Origin of the sequence: Cohnella panacarvi Gsoil 349 (assembly GCF_000515335.1) — a bacterium.
GTDB classification, from domain to species: Bacteria; Bacillota; Bacilli; order Paenibacillales; family Paenibacillaceae; genus Cohnella; species Cohnella panacarvi.
Map to the genome: position 1 here is coordinate 2,804,817 of NZ_KI911563.1, position 18,882 is coordinate 2,823,698.

19 protein-coding genes are annotated in these 18,882 nt (G+C 55.5%); 2 read left to right on the forward strand and 17 right to left on the reverse strand.

The features are described from left to right. The first annotated feature begins 726 nt into the window (after window positions 1-726). Window positions 727-969, forward strand: a complete 243-nt coding sequence (locus tag COHPA_RS25845) for a hypothetical protein (protein ID WP_211237879.1) — start codon at window positions 727-729, stop codon at window positions 967-969. A gap of 157 nt (window positions 970-1,126) precedes the next feature. Here COHPA_RS25845 and COHPA_RS0113430 read toward each other — a convergent pair whose 3' ends face one another. The 16 genes from COHPA_RS0113430 to COHPA_RS0113505 form a co-directional block, all read right to left on the reverse strand. Continuing rightward, entirely contained in the window at window positions 1,127-1,564 is a 438-nt protein-coding gene (locus COHPA_RS0113430; RefSeq protein WP_027086675.1) for a S1 domain-containing RNA-binding protein, read from the reverse strand. A 125-nt stretch (window positions 1,565-1,689) separates the two neighbouring features. Beyond that, window positions 1,690-1,998 carry an FtsB family cell division protein gene (locus COHPA_RS24480; protein WP_027086676.1) on the reverse strand — a complete coding sequence of 103 codons (309 nt, stop codon included), beginning with the start codon at window positions 1,996-1,998 and terminating at the stop codon, window positions 1,690-1,692. A gap of 104 nt (window positions 1,999-2,102) precedes the next feature. Next, the gene (gene yabQ, locus COHPA_RS23480) at window positions 2,103-2,696 is read right to left on the reverse strand and encodes a spore cortex biosynthesis protein YabQ (protein ID WP_027086677.1); all 594 of its coding nucleotides are present in this window, start codon (window positions 2,694-2,696) and stop codon (window positions 2,103-2,105) included. Continuing rightward, window positions 2,693-2,974 carry a sporulation protein YabP gene (yabP, locus tag COHPA_RS0113445; protein ID WP_027086678.1) on the reverse strand — a complete coding sequence of 94 codons (282 nt, stop codon included), beginning with the start codon at window positions 2,972-2,974 and terminating at the stop codon, window positions 2,693-2,695. Before yabP ends, yabQ begins: the two co-directional genes overlap by 4 nt. Before the next feature lie 64 nt (window positions 2,975-3,038). After that, on the reverse strand, window positions 3,039-4,106 hold the full coding sequence (locus COHPA_RS0113450) for a lactonase family protein (RefSeq protein WP_027086679.1): 1,068 nt from the start codon (window positions 4,104-4,106) through the stop codon (window positions 3,039-3,041). Window positions 4,107-4,290: 184 nt separating this feature from the next. Further along, on the reverse strand, window positions 4,291-4,569 hold the full coding sequence (locus COHPA_RS0113455) for an RNA-binding S4 domain-containing protein (protein WP_027086680.1): 279 nt from the start codon (window positions 4,567-4,569) through the stop codon (window positions 4,291-4,293). A gap of 3 nt (window positions 4,570-4,572) precedes the next feature. Continuing rightward, window positions 4,573-4,863 carry an HU family DNA-binding protein gene (locus tag COHPA_RS0113460; protein WP_425393707.1) on the reverse strand — a complete coding sequence of 97 codons (291 nt, stop codon included), beginning with the start codon at window positions 4,861-4,863 and terminating at the stop codon, window positions 4,573-4,575. A 202-nt stretch (window positions 4,864-5,065) separates the two neighbouring features. After that, window positions 5,066-6,541: a bifunctional methyltransferase/pyrophosphohydrolase YabN gene (gene yabN, locus COHPA_RS0113465; RefSeq protein WP_027086682.1), complete on the reverse strand. Its 1,476-nt coding sequence runs from the start codon at window positions 6,539-6,541 to the stop codon at window positions 5,066-5,068. A 9-nt stretch (window positions 6,542-6,550) separates the two neighbouring features. Beyond that, a complete protein-coding gene (locus tag COHPA_RS0113470; RefSeq protein WP_027086683.1) occupies window positions 6,551-8,269 on the reverse strand; it encodes an oligosaccharide flippase family protein in 1,719 nt (572 codons plus the stop codon). Window positions 8,270-8,404: 135 nt separating this feature from the next. After that, window positions 8,405-8,947 (reverse strand): stage V sporulation protein T, encoded by a 543-nt coding sequence (gene spoVT, locus COHPA_RS0113475; protein ID WP_027086684.1) that lies wholly within the window; start codon window positions 8,945-8,947, stop codon window positions 8,405-8,407. Window positions 8,948-9,146: 199 nt separating this feature from the next. After that, window positions 9,147-10,763 carry a cobalt ECF transporter T component CbiQ gene (cbiQ, locus tag COHPA_RS25850; RefSeq protein WP_027086685.1) on the reverse strand — a complete coding sequence of 539 codons (1,617 nt, stop codon included), beginning with the start codon at window positions 10,761-10,763 and terminating at the stop codon, window positions 9,147-9,149. Next, a complete protein-coding gene (locus tag COHPA_RS23490; protein WP_027086686.1) occupies window positions 10,732-11,082 on the reverse strand; it encodes a PDGLE domain-containing protein in 351 nt (116 codons plus the stop codon). The genes cbiQ and COHPA_RS23490 overlap by 32 nt, the downstream gene beginning before the upstream one ends. Beyond that, complete coding sequence (locus tag COHPA_RS23495) at window positions 11,079-11,729, reverse strand: energy-coupling factor ABC transporter permease (RefSeq protein WP_051421751.1); 651 nt, start codon at window positions 11,727-11,729, stop codon at window positions 11,079-11,081. The genes COHPA_RS23490 and COHPA_RS23495 overlap by 4 nt, the downstream gene beginning before the upstream one ends. 96 nt (window positions 11,730-11,825) lie before the next feature. Further along, complete coding sequence (locus COHPA_RS0113495) at window positions 11,826-14,288, reverse strand: hypothetical protein (protein WP_156926663.1); 2,463 nt, start codon at window positions 14,286-14,288, stop codon at window positions 11,826-11,828. 139 nt (window positions 14,289-14,427) lie between these two features. Next, complete coding sequence (locus COHPA_RS0113500) at window positions 14,428-15,861, reverse strand: MFS transporter (RefSeq protein ID WP_027086689.1); 1,434 nt, start codon at window positions 15,859-15,861, stop codon at window positions 14,428-14,430. A 29-nt stretch (window positions 15,862-15,890) separates the two neighbouring features. After that, on the reverse strand, window positions 15,891-16,355 hold the full coding sequence (locus COHPA_RS0113505) for a methyltransferase family protein (RefSeq protein ID WP_027086690.1): 465 nt from the start codon (window positions 16,353-16,355) through the stop codon (window positions 15,891-15,893). A gap of 156 nt (window positions 16,356-16,511) precedes the next feature. Here COHPA_RS0113505 and COHPA_RS0113510 point away from each other — a divergent pair, with 156 nt between their 5' ends. Beyond that, a complete protein-coding gene (locus COHPA_RS0113510) occupies window positions 16,512-17,138 on the forward strand; it encodes a TetR/AcrR family transcriptional regulator (RefSeq protein ID WP_027086691.1) in 627 nt (208 codons plus the stop codon). Between the two features lie 207 nt (window positions 17,139-17,345). Here COHPA_RS0113510 and COHPA_RS24485 read toward each other — a convergent pair whose 3' ends face one another. Continuing rightward, window positions 17,346-18,866 carry an RHS repeat-associated core domain-containing protein gene (locus COHPA_RS24485; RefSeq protein ID WP_483772839.1) on the reverse strand — a complete coding sequence of 507 codons (1,521 nt, stop codon included), beginning with the start codon at window positions 18,864-18,866 and terminating at the stop codon, window positions 17,346-17,348. Between the last annotated feature and the right edge of the window lie 16 nt (window positions 18,867-18,882).

An 18,882-nucleotide genomic window follows, 5' to 3' on the forward strand; every position in this document is an offset into this window, starting at 1 on the left:
CGGTGACACCACCGCAGAATAACAACCAATTGCAGTTATTTCAGACTCGAATCCACCATTTCGCGAAAATTACATGAAATAACTATCGATAGGTTGTTAATTTTCGCGTTTACCTGTTTCCCCGAAAATTAACTATCGATTTGCTATTATTCGCTTCAGGGGCGGAAGTAGTTGCAGTTCATTTCATCCGCCATAGTGACACCACCGCAGAATAACGACCAGTTGCAGTTATTTCATCCACTACGGTGCACTATCGCCGAAATAACAGCCAGTTACAGTTATTTCAGACTCGAAACCACCATTTCGCGAAGATTACATGAAATAACTATCGATAGGTTGTTATTTTCCGCGTTTACCTGTTTCCCCGAAAATTAACTATCGATTTGCTGTTATTCGCTTCAGGGGCGGAAGTAGTTGCAGTTCATTTCATCCGCCATAGTGACACCACCGCAGAAATAACAGCCAGTTGCAGTTATTTCATCCACTACGGTGCACTATCGCCGAAATAACAGCCAGTTACAGTTATTTCATCCACTACGGTGCACCATCGCAGAAATAACAGCCAGTTGCAGTTATTTCAGACTCGAAACCACCATTTCGCGAAGATTACATGAAATAACTATCGATAGGTTGTTATTTTTCGCGTTTACCTGTTTCCCCGAGAATTAACTATCGATTTGCTGTTATTCGCTTCAGAGGCGGAAGTGGGTACAGGTGTATGTGTATGTGTATGTGTATGTGTATGTGTATGTGGTTGTGGTTGTGGTTGTGGTTGTGGTTGTGGTTGTGGTTGTGGTTGTGGTTGTGGTTGTGGTTGTGGTTGTGGTTGTGGTTGTGGTTGTGGTTGTGGTTGTGGTTGTGGTTGTGGTTGTGGTTGTGGTTGTGGTTGTGGTTGTGGTTGTGGTTGTGGTTGTGGTTGTGGTTGTGGATGATAGGTGCGGGTACAGGTGTGGTTGTGGTTGTGGATGATAGGTGCGGGTACAGGTGTGGTTGTGGATGATGGGTGCGGGTACGGGTGTTGATGTGGGTGCGGTGCGGCGGATGTAGGTGCGGGTATGGATACGAATGGGTCAACGAGCCAACAAAAAAACCGAACCTCCTCGGTTCGGTTTAACTGATGCATCTATTACGAACGGCGTCCGCCACGCCCGCCGCGTTTGGATTCGGTGCTCTTCTTCAAGTTGGAAATCCGCTCTTCGCTGTCCTTCAGGAATTTCGAGAGCTTGTCATCGAAAGTAGCTGACCTTCCCGGTCCCTGCTTGAAGGGGCGTCCACCGCGTTCGCGCGGTCCGCGCATCGGTGCTTGTTGCATTTGTTGCTCCGGCGGTTTGTCCACGGCTTGACGAATGGATAGACCGATCTTGCCATCCTTGTCCACGTTAATGACCTTGACCGTAACCATGTCATTAATCTTCAAGTGCTCGTGAACGTCTTTCACATAGCTGTCTGCGATTTCGGAAATGTGTACGAGTCCCGTAACGCCGCCCGTCAAATCGACGAACGCTCCGAAATGCGTAATGCCGGTAACTTTTCCTTCAAGTTTGGTGCCTACTTCGATGGCCATAAAAACGGATGTTCCTCCCTGAACATAAATGTCCCCGGACCGCATAGATCCGGTTATGCCGATTATAACCGAGAAACGAAATCGAGGTCAACCGACGCCGACCTATGCCCCTTACGCCTTCGTGCCTATTTAATCTCTAACGGGATCTCTCCCGGATAGCCCATTCCTTGTTCCTTGCGCGCGATCTCGCTGATATATTCCTTGTCGTGCAATTTAACGATCTCTTGCTTCAACGCTTCGGTCTGAACGTTGGCATCGGAAAGCTTCTTGGTAGCTTCTCGCAAGTCGCTCTCGCGGTCGCTGAGCGTACCGTGTTGAGAGATCAATACGTACGCGGCCCAGCTCATGAAAATAACCATGACAAATAACAGCAGCTTCAATCGTCTGCGTACTCCCGTCATAGCCGGTGTCGTCGCCATGGTGCGAGATGACATGCCGATGCCTCCTTTCTAGCGAACATTATAGCATAGATTCATTTGACGGAAATATCCTTCTAACGATGCAATTCCCATCGGGACGCTGTCGAAACGTGATTTGTTCATTTTTTCCCGCGGAATACGTGAACGATCTCTCGCCACTTGCCCTTCGCCTTCCGCCACGTCCGCACGATCGGCTCGAACTTCCTCCTGACCGGAAGCAGCTTCGCCCATAACCATCCGAACAACGCCGAAAGCGGCTTGTACATCAGCTTTCCGGTCCAGAGCAGCAGCGCCGCCGTTACGATGAATAGGATATCTAGCATTTTGGCAAGTAGACGGACAATCCATTTCAGAGGTTTGAAAGCCAGCGAATCGCTTATGCGCCACACAAGCTTGAACAGTTGCTGAACCTTCTCGAACAGCCAGCCCGAGACTTTAGCGACCGTGCCGCTGAATAGGCCGAAATAACCGGTAACGCCGATTCCGAGTCCTAGGAAAACGTACATTCTCACTTCCCCGTGATTATGGTTCAGGAGGAGGCTGAACACCGCGAACGTCGCCGCCGCCCAATAGACGACGTCGAGTCCCGGCAGCAGCCAGCGGGCCACATGAAACCGATGCGTCGCAACCCGGTAGACGTCGAACGCGGTACCCATCGCGAGCCCGCACAGGATCATGGCCCCGATCGTCGAGAACTGGGACGCCGTGCTCATTTGAACAGCTTCCCGAACAAACCTTTCGATTTGTTCCCGGTCTGGCCGTCCAAATAGATCAGGGAATGAATCGATCCCTCGATCGATACGAGCTTCTGCTCCAAGCTCAAGTTCTTCATATGCAACTGTTGGCCGCGCACGGTCAGAAACCCGCACTCGGTCTCCAGCAGAAACTCTTCGGTATCGAAGCTCTCGACGTTGTTAACCCCGGTTATATCCAGCGATTTGCGGTTCAGCATGCGAATTTCCTGGTGCTTGCCGCCCTTCCCGTGTTCCATGGCGCGTCCCCCCCAGCATTTAAGACTAGCTTATGGGGGACAGGCAATTCTTAGAACCTAAGAGTTAGCCACGGATGAGGACGCAGACCGGCTTGCTGACCGCGATTTCGGAGCCCGCGTAGACGGGTAAGCCCGAGACCGGCTCGATTTGAAAAAGGACGACATTGTTCGACTCTTGATTCGCCGCGAGCAGCCACCGGCCGTTCGGCGTAATCGCGAAGTTGCGCGGAGTCTTGCCCCTGGTGGACACGTGGCCCGCGCCGCGAAGCGCCAGCGTCTGATCGTCCACCGCGAAAATCGCGAGGCTGTCATGGCCCCGATTGGAGGCGTAAACGAAGCGCCCGTCCGGGGAGACGACGATCTCGGCACCGGTGTTCTCGCCTTTGAAGGATGCCGGCAGCATCGGCAAGCTCTCCTGCCTGACCAGCTTCCCCGGCTCCGAATAGTCGAGGCGAGTAACGGTGTTGTCCAGCTCGTTCAGAACATAAGCAGCTCTGCCGGACGGATGAAACTTCATATGCCGCGGTCCCGCGCCGGGCTCGAGGCCGACGGCGTCATGAATCGCCCATTCGTTCTTGTCCGCGTCGAGCGCGTATACCATGATCTTGTCCATCCCGAGATCGGGTACGAACAAATACCGGCCATCCGGGCTGAACGCTGCGGAATGCGGATGCGGCGCCTCTTGGCGAGCTTCGTTCGGACCGGTGCCCGAATGGCGGAACCGGACGTGCACGGCATTCGGGATCCCTTGGGAGTCCACCGGATACACGACAACCGATGCCCCGTTGTAATTCGCCGCGGCCAGCCATCGCTCGCTCGGGTCGAGCATCAGGAAGCACGGGTGCGCGCCGAGCGTCGGATGCGACATCGCTTCTTGCAACGAAACGCCTTCTTCCTCGATGAGGAAGGTGACGAGCTCTCCGCCGGGCTGTCCGTTCAGCGTCTCGACTTCGCTAACCGCATGCAGGTATCGTCCCGCTTGATCCATCGTCAGGAACGAAGGATTTTCGATGCCGGTGAACTCCGCGACCTTCCCGAGCATAGCCGTGTCTTGATCGAGCTGCAGGTGGGTAATGCCGACTTCTTCGGCGCTGCCGTAAGCGCCGATCCAAATTTCAATCGGGTCTGCCATCATTCATGCTCCTTCCTATTGCCTTGCTGTGCTAGTAAAACATACAACTCATTTCGGCTAAAATCCTGCTTGAAGCGTTCGTCCGGACAAAATCAGTTGTAGGTTCTACGAATTCGACAAAAAACAAAAGACCGCCCGCAGGCGGTACCGAACTACTTAGACTAAAAGGTGCGGCTTCAGGCGGCTACGAGAACAGATCGTCCTCTCTCTTGCGCGCTTCTTCCTTCAGCACCGTATACATGCCCTCGACGTCTTCCTTGCGCGTCGATTCGCTAAGCTTCTCCACCTTGACCGTCAGCGTCCGTTGCCCGAACTGAACGTCGAGCACGTCCCCGACCTTAATCGTCGCGCTCGGCTTAGCCTCTTTACCGTTCAGAAGGACGCGCCCTTGATCGGACACGTCCTTCGCGACGGTGCGGCGCTTAATGAGCCGCGACACCTTCAGAAATTTATCCAGGCGCATGAATTACTTAACAGCGTCTTTCAGCTTGTTGCCTGCTTTGAACGCAGGAACTTTGGAAGCTGGGATCGTGATGGATTTGCCCGTTTGCGGATTGCGGCCGACGCGGCCGGAACGACTGCGCGTTTCGAACGTGCCGAAGCCGATCAGTTGAACTTTGTCGCCTTTAGCGAGTGCGTCCGTAACTTCGCCGAGGAAGCCGTTCAGTACGGATTCTACGTCTTTCTTCGTCAAGCCGCTTTTGTCTGCGATGTTGTTGATCAGATCGGTTTTGTTCATAGTACTATTCCTCCTAATAATTTGTACATTGACTTCGTTCCGCGCATAGCGTGAAGCCGCCGGACGCTTGTTGTTTAAAACACGATGAATACTATTCTGTTCATTGCTAAAAAAATCCTGCCGAACAATTAAAAAAAATCGCGAAATAGGTAGAAAGTACGTGAAATTCGTCGGTTTTTACAAAATATTTAGGTAAACTTTACCTTATATGAGTCGTCTGCTATCTGCTTTTGGCTTCCTGCCACCACGATTCCATCTCTGACAAGCTAGTATCTCCGAAGGTTCTGCCGCTTATACGCAGTTGCTCTTCGATGTAACGGAACCGTTTCGCAAACTTGCGGTTCGTGCCCGCAAGCGCCTCTTCCGGATCGACCTTGAGAAAACGGGACGCGTTCACGACGGCGAACAGAAGGTCGCCCAATTCGTCCTGCTGACGCTCGCGGCTCTCGTTCTCGGAAGCTTGGCGAAGCTCCGCGAGCTCCTCCTCGATTTTGTCGAATACGCCGCTTAGGTCCGGCCAATCGAAGCCGACGCCGGCCGCCTTCTTCTGCTGCTTGTGCGCGCGCGGCAGCGCCGGAAGGTCCTTCGGGATGCCGTCGAGGATCGAGGCGCGTTCCTCGCGCCCTTTGCGCTTCTTCTCCTCGGCTTTCATCTGCTCCCAGTTGCGAAGCGCTTCTTCGGCATCCTGCGCGTTCTCGCCCCCGAAGACGTGGGGATGGCGGAAGATCAGCTTGTCGTTCAGCTCGGCCAGCACGTCGAAGACGTCGAACGTTCCGACCTCTTCCTCCATCTGGCTATGCAGCAGCACCTGCAGAACGACGTCCCCGAACTCTTCCTTCATGCCGTCCGGATCGTCGTTGTCGAGCGCTTCGACGGCTTCGTACGTCTCTTCGATGAAGTTCTTGCGAATCGATAGATGCGTTTGCTCCCGATCCCATGGACAGCCCTCGGGGCTGCGCAGCACGGCGACGATCTCGTGCAGCCGTTCGAACGAGCGGCGGCGCAGCTTGTCGTCTTGGCTCGCCGGCACGTACACGAGCATTAAGTTGCCGTAATCCTGTTGGCGGTCGAGCTCGTGAAGCGGCACCGTGCGGATCGATTCCTTCCCGGGCACGCCGAGCGCTTGCCCGATCGTGACAGGGTGATCGTCAGGGTAGACGCCCATGAGCGCCAGCTTGACGTCCGATGCGGTGTAGGCATCGTACACTTGTCCGATGACGGTGTGCAGGCGCGGACGCAGCATCTCGCGCGTCAGCTCGGAGGCGTCGAGCAGCTGGAAGCCTTCGATCGGATCGAAGCCGAGCTGCGAGAACGCTTGGTCGAGGAAGCTTTCTCCGCCGACAATGGTTAACGAGATGCCGCGCTCCGGCGCTCTAGCGCGCAGAAGCTGAACGGCGCGTTCGGCGACCATCGGATGGCCGGGCACCGCATAGACGATCGTCTCGTCCGGGTACTCCGCCGCAAGCGACAGCAGGCTGTTCGCGATCGCTTCGTACACGTCTTCGAAGTGTTGATGCTGCTCGTAGTAAGGATCGAAAGATATAAAATCGATATCCCGTTTGCTCAGGTCGGCGACCGCCGGATGATCGGACGTTCGGACATAGCGACGCGAGGCGTTCTCTAGCGTCTTCAGCACGCCGAGCGTCAGTTGGTCTTCTCCGCCGGAACCGAGTCCGACGACCGTAATAGATGGCATCGTATAAGGTCATCCTTCCTTGGATAGGTTGCGTTTGGTTGCCGCAGTATGTATGCGCTGCAGCCAGGCGTCGACGCGGGTGCCGGAGATACCCGGCAGCTCGCGCCATTCGCGAGGAGCGACGGCGCCGAAGGCGACGAGCGCCGCTGCGAATACGGCGGCGCCTAGCGCGATGCCCGGCAGGGCAGTGAGCAGCGCCGCCGCGCGCGCGGGCAGGGCGCCGGTCAGGGCGCCTAGCGCGAGCGCTGTTGCCGCGACCGCCGCCGCCATCGCGGCGAGCGCAGCGGCCGAGCGCCACGCGACGTCTAGGCGCGGGGCGGGCAGGTTTACGCGCTGGCGCAAGCTCAGCGCGTTGAGCAGGGCCGCGGCGCCGAAGGCAGCGGCCAGGGCGGCGGCGGCGCCGCGTATGCCATACGCGGGGACGAGCACCGCGTTGAGCGTGAGCTTGAAGAGCGCGGCGGCGGCCAGGTTGACGGCAGGCGAGCGCATGTCGCCGAGCCCTTGCAGGAGCGCCGAGCTTACCGCTTGCAGCGTGCCGAAGGCAGCGGCGGTGGCGATAATCGCCATGGCGCCCGTGCCGAGGTCGTCAGAGAACAGCGACACGTTGATCGGTCTAGCCAACACAGCCAAGCCTGCAGCGGCCGCCGTTCCGAACCACCAAGCGATGCGGCCCGCCATCACGGCTCNCGCCGCCAGCTCCGCGTCGTCCCCGCGGGCGCGAGCCGCAGTCAGCGCGGGCACGAGCGCGGCGGCCGCTCCTGCGGCGGCCATGATCACGAGCTGATTCAGCGCGATGCCCCGATTGTATACGCCGAATTCCGCCAGGGAGAAGGCGGACGCCGCGTCCGTGCGTTGGCCCAGCAGCCGCGGAATCGAGAAAGCGTCGATCAGTCCGAATAACGGAGCAACGATGGAGGCGAGCGCTATCGGGACGGCAACGGCCGCGATTCTTCTCAATAGCTTCCCGCGAGATTCGGGATATTGTATCTTTCGGAGGCTTCCGCTAAGCGAAGGGCTCGCCTCCGCCCGCATCTTCCCTCGAATCACGAACGATCCGCTCCGCCGCCAAGGGAGGAACCACAGCATCGCCGCCAATCCGGCGATCGCTCCCGCAGCCAATCCGCCATGCACGGCGGCGGCTGTCGCTTCCGCAGACCATGCCGCGTGGACGGCATAGATCAGCGCGATCAGCATGAACGCCACCCGCGCCAACTGATCGATCACCTGGGAGACGGCCGGCTGGAGCATTTCCATCCTTCCTTGACGATAACCTCTGAGCACGGCCGTCGCAGGCGCGAACAACAACGCGATAGACGACATGCGAATCGCCGGCGCGGCCGCATCGACGCCCATCCAGCGGGCGAACTGCTCGGCGCCGATGCATAAGAGCGCGAACATCAGTATTCCGCTAACCGCAAGCAAGCCGAGCGACCAGCGCAGCACGCGCCGCGCGCCGTGTTCGTCGCCGGTCGCGACGCGTTCGGCCACGAGCACGCTGACCGCTACCGGCACGCCGGCCGAAGCGAGCGTCATCCACATGATCGTCAGCGCGTATACCGCGCTATACAAGCCGAACGTCTCGTCCCCGGCCATATTCTGCAAAGGAATCTTCTGCAGCGTGCCGATCACCTTCGTAATCAGCGCAGCCCCGCCGAGCAATGCCGCCCCCTGCCACAACGCCTTCTTGGCTCCTTGCTTGCTCGCGTCCGATCCGCCCGTTTCCGACATTGTCGCCCAATCCCCATTTTCGCGTTTTCAGTACACCCATTATAATCCATGGCGCGCCTCGAAGCACATAAAAGCGCCTGTCCCGTTCCGGTCGGAGGGCACAGACGCTTCATTGCCATCTATTCAAGCGGACCTCTACTGCTCCATCTGCTTGGCGAGAAACCCCGCCGCGGTTTCCACCATCTTGCTTTCCATTTCGCCGACGTTAACGGATTCGTCTTTGCTTAGCAGCACCACCGTGCCGATGGGGTCTCCTCCTGCCACGATCGGAGCCGCCACGAACGAACCTATCGTCTCGTTGTTGTCGCGCATCAGCTCATGGATTCCCGCATTCGATTCGAGCGTGATTTTGCGGTTTTCCATGCAGCTTTCGAGCATCGCGCCGATCGGTTTGTCGAGATACTCCTTCTTCGCGGCGCCCGCAACGGCGATCACGGTATCGCGATCGGAGATGAGCGCGATGTGCCCGGTGCTTTCCGACAAGGATTCGGCGTATTCTTTGGCGAAATCGCCAAGCTCGCCGATCGGGGAATATTTCTTAAGAATAACCTCTCCGTCGCGATCCACGAATATTTCGAGCGGATCGCCTTCCCGGATCCGAAGCGTTCTGCGGATTTCTTTCGGAATGACAACCCGTCCCAGGTCATCGATACGGCGTACAATCCCGGTTGCTTTCATAGCTCGTGTTGCCCCACTTTCGTTGATGTAATGTCCTGCCTGCTACCGGTGCGAATGATTTCCGGCCATTATGACGAGCGCTTGAGTACGGTCGGAAAATGGTGTCATGGAGTCGTGAGTGTAGTATTCAACCTCTCCCATTTTCTTATGCGCTTCCCCTGCACTGGTTCAATCCACCAATTCCGCTAATTTAACGCCCTTACGGCTTGGCGAACCTGTCGCTTTCTAAGGGTTTCCCCGATTCCTTCGTATATTCTCCGCTTCTGGTCATCAGCTTCCAGATAAGCTGCGCGGCTTGCTTGACCGTGCGCGGGCTCGCCTTCTCCGCGCCTTGAAGCAGGCGGAACGGACGCGCCAGTCTCGGCAAGTGCAGCGACGCTTGAGCAAGGATATCGTCCTCATACAATAAGTCCGCCGTTCCCGAAGCCAGCAGCCTGCCGTCCTTGAGCAGCAGCACCCGGTCCGCCCATTCCGCCGCGAAGTCGACGTCGTGCGTGGCGACGATAATCGTGAGTCCGCTCCCGTGCATCCGATCCAGCAGCGCCTGTAGCTCGTCCCGTCCCCGCGGATCGAGGAAAGACATCGGCTCGTCCAGCACGATCATGTCCGGCCGCATCGCAAGCACGCCCGCGATGGCGACTCTTCGTTTCTGGCCGTAGCTAAGCTCGAACGGCGATCTCATCTCGAAGCCGGCCATCCCGACGCTGCCTAGCGCTTCCGCAGCCCGCTCCGCCGCCTCTTCGGCGTTCAGTCCGAGGTTGCGCGGGCCGAAGGCCACGTCTTCGAGCACCGTGGAGGAGAAAATTTGATCGTCGGGATCCTGATAGACAACGCCGACGCGTCTCCGCAAGCGGGCTTCGTTCGTCCGCGTCACCGTCTCCCCGAACAGCCGCACTTCGCCGGCATGCGCCAGCTCCAAGCCGTTGAGCAACGAGATGAGCGTCGACTTGCCGGCTCCGTTCGGTCCCATGAGCGCGACTTTCGAGCCTGCCGCGATCTCGAAGGTTACGCCTCTGAGCGCGGCGATCGTCCCATGACCGTAAGCGAACGAGACATCCTTGACCGCCGCGACGGGCTCGGACGAATCCGCCCTATCCCTCGCGTTGCCCGTTGTCCAATTGTCCGAAGAACTCTCCACGCCGTTTCCTCCCTCCAATCCGCCGCGAGCGGACATCGCCACGTAAATCCGTTGACTTCGCAAGTAAGCCCTGACGAACAGCGCACCCATCAGTTGTCCGAACCTTTTGTACGTTAACGCGTTCCAAAACCAACCGGATGTTCTCATGCCTCTCGACCGCTGCGCCTTGGACATGCTGCGGGCTTCTTCCTTCAGCAAGAAGAAATACCTCAGCAATAACGCCATCATCTCCAACATCAGCGCGGGAACGCCGACGGCTCTCAGACTGCGAATGAGCGCGAAGACGGGCGTTACCGCGATCAAGTAAGTAAGCAGTAAGTTGGCGCACCCCAGCTTCAGAAGGATCGTCGCCGCCCGCTCGATCCCCTCTTCCGTCGCGGCGTAACCGAATACCTCGAACGCCGGGCTTCCCGCCGTATGGAACGGAATGAACAGCGCGGCCCCGGCCCCGAAAGGAATGAGCAGCAGCAATCTCCGCACGATCAAGCGAAGCGATATGCCGCACCATAGCGCAATAAACAAGAACAACCCTGCCGCTCCGGCAAGAACGGCGGGTTGCGATATAGCAACGACAGCGACGAGCAGCGCCGCTACCGTCCATAGCCGATAGCTCGGGCTTGCGATCAGCGGTCTTATGCTTTCGTTCTTATGAAGCGTGATCGTCGTTTTGCCCGACATCGTCCTTCCCCCTGACTCGACGCGATAATGAGCCGGTAATCGAGTAGAGCACTAAGAACAGCAGCCCCGCTCCGATCAGTCCAGCCACGCCGACTTTCAAGAGCGGCACGCCGATACCCGGCACCTCGTAGTCCGCGATCCACGCCGTCCAAGACGGAGACTCCGCCTTATCGATGAAGCCATGGTCTTCCGCGACCCGCTCCAGACCGTCCGGATGCGGCGAGGCGAAATAGGAGATGATGCCGCCCGCCAGTAGCGTGACGATTGCCAGCACGATCCACTTGCGCTTGTTGCCCGTTACTTTCCGTGGTTCGTTCATGCTTGCGGCACCTCCCGTTTAGCGGGCAGCGGCTCGATTGCGATTCGTCGTTCCGTTAAATACGCGACGACCATGGCCGTTATGAACCCTTCGCCGATTCCGATCAAGCTATGCCACCCGACCATCGCTTTGAGCGCGATATCCAGCGGGAACGTATCCGACCATGCGAGCAGCAGCGCGACTCCGGCCGATGCCGACACGATCGAGATCCACGCCGCGAGGAAGGTGACGACATGTGAAGCACGCCCTCGCAAGAGGCCAAGCCCGAGCCGGTAAAATCCGTATCCCGAATAAATGCCGATAACGCCCGTGCACAGGATGTTCGCGCCGAGCACCGTCAATCCGCCGTCCTGAAACACGAGCGCTTGAATGATCAACACCGATGCCATGACGATGACCGCGACGGCAGGTCCGAACAGAATCGCCGCCAGCGTCCCCCCGAGAAAATGCCCTGAAGTCGCGCCCGAAATCGGGAAATTCAACATCTGGGCCGCGAAGATGAACGCGCCGATCAGCGCGATCTTCGGCACCTCCTGCCTCATTAACGTGTCACGTGTCTTCCTCAAGCCGAATGCTACAGCCAAAGCGCCTGCAACACCAGTCGTTACGCACGTTTTCAAATCCAAAAATCCGTCCGGAATATGCAAGAATATTCCTCCCGCAGCATCATTAAAGCTCAGGAAATATATCCTGGGCTTAAGCTTATCAAGGTATCGCTAAATTGGTCAACTTATAATGTTAAGTTACCTGACACTTGTCCCTATATATCGCCGAAGCACAAGACCGAAGTTATCCGCTGTCAATTCATCGTAGAATCCGTCGACAAACGAGCGGCTCACATCAAGCGTCTTCATATCGATCTCGACAATCTCCGTGTACGCAGGCTCTTCATCAAGCGTCCAGTATCGTTGATACAAGTCTTCTTGATCGCTTCGCAATATAAAATACAACATGTTGTCGATCTGAACGAGTTTCCCGAAGTCCGCGAAGTTCTGACGAAACACCGTCTCGACCTTGTTATGCTTCACATCGATCCTAAGCACGCGGTAGCCTTGAACCATAAACAGGACGCCCGACTCTTCGTCTACGATCAGCGAGCCCTCACCTTGCGGCGTAGTGTCGTAGATACCGTCAGGCTGTGAGCGCGGGAACTCCAATGTGCCGATCCAGTTGCCTTGGCGATCGAACCGTTCAAGCTTCCGATCAAGCAATACGAGCACTTCATCTCCATAAGGAACAATTCGCGTTTGCCCTTTTCCATTGCCCATAGCGCCAATATACATGGAACGGTACTGCTGTTCCTTCTCATTGACCTGATACAGAAAGCTGTAATCGACATACCAGATCAACCCGGTATCCATATCCTTGTACCTCTCCACCGATATATTGCTCTCATCTGCTATCTTCCGCCCGACGGTAGACATGAACGGTTGCGATACGGTATCTACGTGATTCAATTCCATATCCGTTATCCACTGCTGTGCCGTGGAATCGATGAGCAAACGGTCTTCCTCCCGCGTAAGCCGGTAAGGTGTCGGTACGGCGAGCTCAGTTTCCATCACCAGCTTGTTGTTCAGCTTGATTACGCGAGAAGCTTGCGTATCTGCTACGATCCAGCCGCCATCGATTCGCATGAAATCGCGAGCGCCGTTGCTTCTATCATCATCTTCTGCGTAGATCGATAGGGAAACGGGCAGCTCGCCTATTGTCATCCATGTTCCGTTTATGTATTCCATCAGCTCCGTATTAACAAGCGCAAACCACTGACATCCCGCGTGATGAAAGGTCACTGAATGATCGTTGTCGCTGCCGAATTTCTCGTACAAGGCATCATAAAGCTCGTTTGGAATCTCTGAATACTCTATATCTCCGCCATATAAAGTCCCTTCTAGAACTTGCTTGCGCGAACTCTCATATAACGTAGTCTGCCCCGGCCCAAGTTGTTCCTGAATGAAGTAATTTCTCAGAGGAGACGCCGGCAACGTCTCCATCGATTCTGCGTTTACAAGATCGCGCAACGATGCGGTCTGGACAATGCCATTCCCCTTGAATTGCAATAGCTCACCTTGTGCGATGACTTGCTGTCCCTCTTTAAGCGGGAGCGTGCGAAGTTGCGGAGTTTGATCGGCTTCATAACTCCAGTCATTGAACTGGACCACCTCTAACTTGTCGTGCGTGATGCGAATGAACGTATCCTCATACGGAGAACCTATTAATTCCCAACCCGCTTCCCAAAGCCATAGAGGAAGCTTTCGATCTACATAGCGTAGGAAAGAAATCGTCTCGACACCTGCTTTATCACGGAACCTTGCCAATAAGCGCGGTGCATAGTTCAGGCTGCGATCCATGTGCGGAATCAACTTGGCGTCAACGATCTCGATATCCAAGTACCGGTCAGGACTCTGTTCCCTTGTGTAAACAATACTGCCCGCTTCATCCTTGAACATATACACCGGTTCGCCGTCAAGTAGACAACATTGATGTACTTCATCGAAAGATCGCAGTCCGTCGGTCCTGCTCGGGAGCTCCCTCTCCTGCCGATCAGGTCCGATATCGATGTCGCTTACTTTCATCCAACGTGCTGCGGATTTCCCGGGGTCTAACAAGTATTCGTAGAATTCCTCTGTATGGCCGATCTTTAATAATATAATTCCTGAATGCTCCTCGGTCGTAACGGTCAGCACTTCCTCAGGACGGAAGTCCAAATACTGATCCTCGACGAATATAGGCGATGGCTCCATCCGAATAATAGACCACTTGCCATGTGGGTAGTTCTCCAATTGCGACCCAATCAGCAAATACGGTCCTATCAACCAAGCTTGCGCATCCCACTCCCCCGGATACGACCACTCGAACAACGTCCGTATCGATTCACCGGGGGTTGCATACTGTAGACGATTATTCTGTACGTAAATCCGGCTTTCGCCTCTCTGACATAGCACGTTCATTTGCTGATCCTCGGTTTTGAACACCGCGTATGTAAGTTGTTCCCACTCCAGCGCCATTGGCGTTGCGGAAGTATCGGCAGATGGGTGCGAAACAACGACGACAGGCTCCGGCTCGACGGATGGAGTCTGCATAGCGGCGACAGGCTCCGGCTTGCCATCGCGATTCATGAACAGCAATACCAGTGCAATCGCAAGTACAGCAGCGCCATTCCCTACAACATTCGCGATTGGCCCGCTACGCAGCTTCATCATCGTCAACCTCCCGGGCAACTATTGTTCGACCTCACTATTTGACGTTTGGTGTTGGAAAAGGTTGCTAAACGGAAAAGACAGGGTCTTATGCCCTGTCTTTAACTCTCCCCTATGGACGCAACTTATGCCATCAACGTACCGGACACTAAGCAGGATCAGTCACACCAAACTGCTTCCCTTGGACCAGAAGACGGTATTCCGCGGACCGAATGCCGTTAAACCAAGCGAAGACCGCACCGGCGAACAAGAAGAGGGACGTCGTGCGGAAAATTTTGGAGAAAGCATGCGATGAGCCGTCCGCGACGTTGGCTTCGATCGCGGTGAATTGCGTAAGCAAGGCGACCAAAATGGCTATTCCGAGCGCCATCCCGAAAGTGCGCATCGTGTTGTAGATGCCTGAAGACATCCCAACCTTGTCTTCGGGAACTTGCAGCACCAAAGATAGGGATAGAGAGGGCATGATCAAGCTAATGCCAACGCCGAGTATCGCCAGCCGCCAGATGAAATCGAACGAATCGGCGGACATCGTCAATCCGCTAAGCAGATACATTCCGATGCCGAATGCGAGAAAACCGCATACGCTGAACCATCGTGTGCCATGTTTATTCACCAATACGCCGACGACCGGCGAGACGAACAGCGCGCATACCGCCATCGTGCTAAGCAGGAGACCCGCGCGAAGCGAACTCATGCCGATCAGGTCCACCATATAGAACGAGAGCATGAACAATCCGCCCATATGTCCGACGCCGAATAGGAAGAAGGCGACGTTCCCCGAGGAGAACGAGAAATTTCGGAATAGGGACAATGGCACCATCGGATGCGCGCTCCTCGCTTCGATCAGGATGAACAAGGTCATGCTGACCGCCGCGCCGGCGATCAATCCGAGAATAATTGGAGACGACCAGCCGTACGCGTTCGCCTTCAGTAAGCCGAAGGTGACGGATAACAAAGAAGCGCTCAGCGTTAAGATGCCCGCCCAATCGATCTTCCTGCCGGCAGTCGGATCAACAGATTCCTGAATGTAGACGCGTCCTAAGACGAAGGCGAGCACGCCGACGGGAATATTGATCAGGAAGATCCATTGCCAACCGATCGTATCCGACAGAATCCCGCCAAGCACCGGGCCCAGCGCGGAGGCAAGTCCTGCGACGCCGCCGAAGATGGCGGTCACTTTACCGAGCTTGTCGTTCGGCAGATGCGATACGACGATCGGAATTACAACGGGCACGATGATCGCTGCACCGAAGGCTTGCAAGATACGGAACGCGATCAGCTGCTCAGCCGTTGAGGCGAATCCGCACAACAAGGAGGAGACGGTGAAGATGACAAGCCCGATCTGGAACCATTTTCTACGACCGAATTGATCGGCCAAGCGGGACGCCGTTAACAGCAATACACCAAACACCAGCGTATAGGCGTCGACGACCCATGATGCGCGCTCCATATCGGCATGATAATATTCGGAGATTCTGGGCAATGACACATTAACGATGGTCGTGTCCAGAATGGCCATGAAGAATCCTAACAACGTGATCAGAATCGGGATTAACGAACGTTGCTCTTCTGTATTCGCCATGTTAACAAGCTCCTGCCCTCAGATTAGTCTCACAGCCATCTTCGCGTTCGACGGGTATACTGCTCATACGCTTGGCCGAAAACTTCCTTCATCCGCGATTCTTCATAGGAGATAAATCTCGTATCGATCACCATGAAAAACAAGACGACGACGAGCAACGGCGACCATGAACCCAGCATCAGCCATACGCCGATTAGCGCGACAAGAAAGCCTAGGTACATCGGATTGCGGCTAATCCGGAACAATCCGCCCGTCACCATCGCCTGCGGCTCTCCGAAGGGATGAATATTGGTTCGAACTTTCGCGAACATTGCGCTTCCCAGCCAACTACCGCCGATTCCCGCGACGAGAAGCGGAAGACCGACCGCAAGATTGACCGGAAAAGGCACGAAATCGATAATCGGCACGATAAGATCAAGCACGACCATGAACAAGATGCTAAGCAGGAACAGTCTCGGGGGAAGGAGTTTACTCGGTAACTTAGCGGCCTCCACATTTTTCACCACCTTTCATGTCGATTCAATATGACTGACTGATTGTCAGTCATATATTATTGTATGCAAAGATGACTGATTGTCAATCATTGTATTCAATAGATTGACGTAACCATGAACCGAAAAATATAATTTTATCAACTGGAGGGGACGCAAATGCCGAGAGTGAGCAAAAGTCCGGAAGAAAGAAGGAACGAACTCGTCGATGCCGCGGAGGCGCTATTCAGCGAAAAAGGGTATTTTCTGACTGCGGTCAGCGATATCGTCAGAAGGGTCGGCGTATCGCAAGGCGCTTTCTATTACTACTTCAAATCGAAAGCGGAGATTGCCGACGCCTTAGTCCAGCGGATCGTGGAGCGGGTATTCGCTCTTTTCGCCGAGGGCGTCGACAGACCCGATCTGACTCCGACGGAGAAATTGAGCCGCTTGTTCGAGCTTGATCGGCACGGATTCAATCATGAGGAAGGGATGGGGGCGCTTTACCACCATCTTCACAGCGAGGAGAACACTTTCCTGCACCAGAAGTTGATTTCCCGCATCATTGAACGTTTCGCTCCGATGGTTGCGCAATTAATCGATCAAGGGAAAGAGGAAGGGGCATTCCGCACCGGGCAGAATGCCCTATATTTAGCCGAGTTCCTATTGACGGGTTATCAATTCTGGACGGATTCCGCATTCTTCGAGAGAAGCGAAGAAGAACGGCTGAGGAGACTAGCCAGCATCGGAGGTTTCGTCGAAGCGCTCCTCGTAGCGAATCCGAACACCATTCGGATTGGAACGTAAATCCGATGACTTCGCAGGTAAGCCCTGACGAACAGCGTAAAAAAATGAAGCCCAGGGAATAAGCACCTGAGCTTCTCAGCTTATCAATCTATCGCCGAATCGGTCAACGAGATACGTTAAGTAACCTTACACCTATGACGTCGATTTACCCTCAAATGAAGTCTGCTTTCAAGAATAACAACGATTTGCCGTTATTTCTTTGAAGAATCACAAGTTTCGTACGCCTGCCGGTAAATAACTGTAAATGGCTGTTATTTGACCACCGTTACCGGATATTCTCCTCGCTAACTGCATATGGTTGTTAATTGGGCAATCTCCCGCGAAATCGCCCGACTGCTTCCAGAATGGCCCGCTAAAGCCCCATCCTCTACTCGTCTTACCGCCCACGCATTCCTTCGTCAAACCTAGCGGAGCAATGAAGTTAACCGGATCGCCATTGACATAGGCGAAGCGGTTAAAGGTTTGACCGTCGGTAATGTCGCCGCGGATCGCGTTGCGGTTCAAGAAGCGCTTAAGGCCCGGGTGGTAGTAACGCGCGCGCATGTAGCACAAACGATTCGGATCCGTCATGACGCCGTCTCGGCCGATGTATTGGAACGGCTGCTCCGTAGATCCTTCGTGCTTCTCCATTTCTCCATAGAAGCCGTAAGCATAACGATCCGTAACCTTGCCGTGCTCGTCGGTCAGCATGACCGTGCTGCCGCGCAGGTCATAGTGATAGGACTGATAGCGTCCCCGCGCGACATAACGCCCGATTAAACCGAGGCCGTAGACGTATTTCGCCTTGACATTGCCCTCTTCATCCGTCTCCCATAGCACTCGGCTTAGCCCGCCCTGCGGATCGACGACATAACGGGTCGTGTGTCCTTCATGAGCGACTTGTGTCCGCACGTTCTCCGCATCGTAGGCATAGGTTGTCTTACCCGTCCTTACGAGACGGTCGCGAGCATCGTACGTATAGGCCTCCATCCGTTTGCCGTCGGTGACGTACAACAGATTGCCGTCCGCGTCGTACTCCACGGGCAAGCCGCCTATCGCGAACAGGCGATTGTCTTTGGTATACGTCAACGGCAGCTGTGTTCCGAGCGGATGTTCGCCGGGCGCTTCCCCTTCCGTCACCGTATCGGTGACGTTCCCTGCGAGATCGTAACGATAGAACAGCTTCCTGCCCGGCATCGAACCGCCGGCGAGACGACCAAGGTTGTCATAGGTATAACGTTTCTCTTCCTCTTGGATAATCTGTCCAAGCTCGTTGTAGATGAATTCGTATTTCTGCAGGACTATGCCGTTCGCCAGCTGGTTCTGAAGCCGGGCGACTTCTCCCGCTTCGTTATACTTCCGCAGTTCTAGCGTCCCGTTCGGCCTGCCCGTCCGAACGAGCCTGCCATCGGCGTCGTAGTCGTAACGCGTGACGCGCCCTTCCCAGTCTCTCGCTTCGGTAAGTTGCCCGGCAGCGTTATATCGATAATGGACTGCCTCGCCGTTCGGATAGATAAGTTCTGTCAGATATCCGGCTTCGTCGTAGGCATAGTGTATCGTATGTCCGAAAGCATCGGTATACGAAGTGGCCCGGCCCAGCGCATCGTAGGTGCGCAGCTTCGCGTTGGCGCCCGCTTGCTCGATACGGATCAGGTTGCCGTCGCTATCGTAATCCAATTCGATGACGCCGGCCCCATCCCGTACGCCGACAAGCTGACCCGCCTCGTCATAAGACCTCTTCGTCGACATTCCGCGAGCGTTCTTC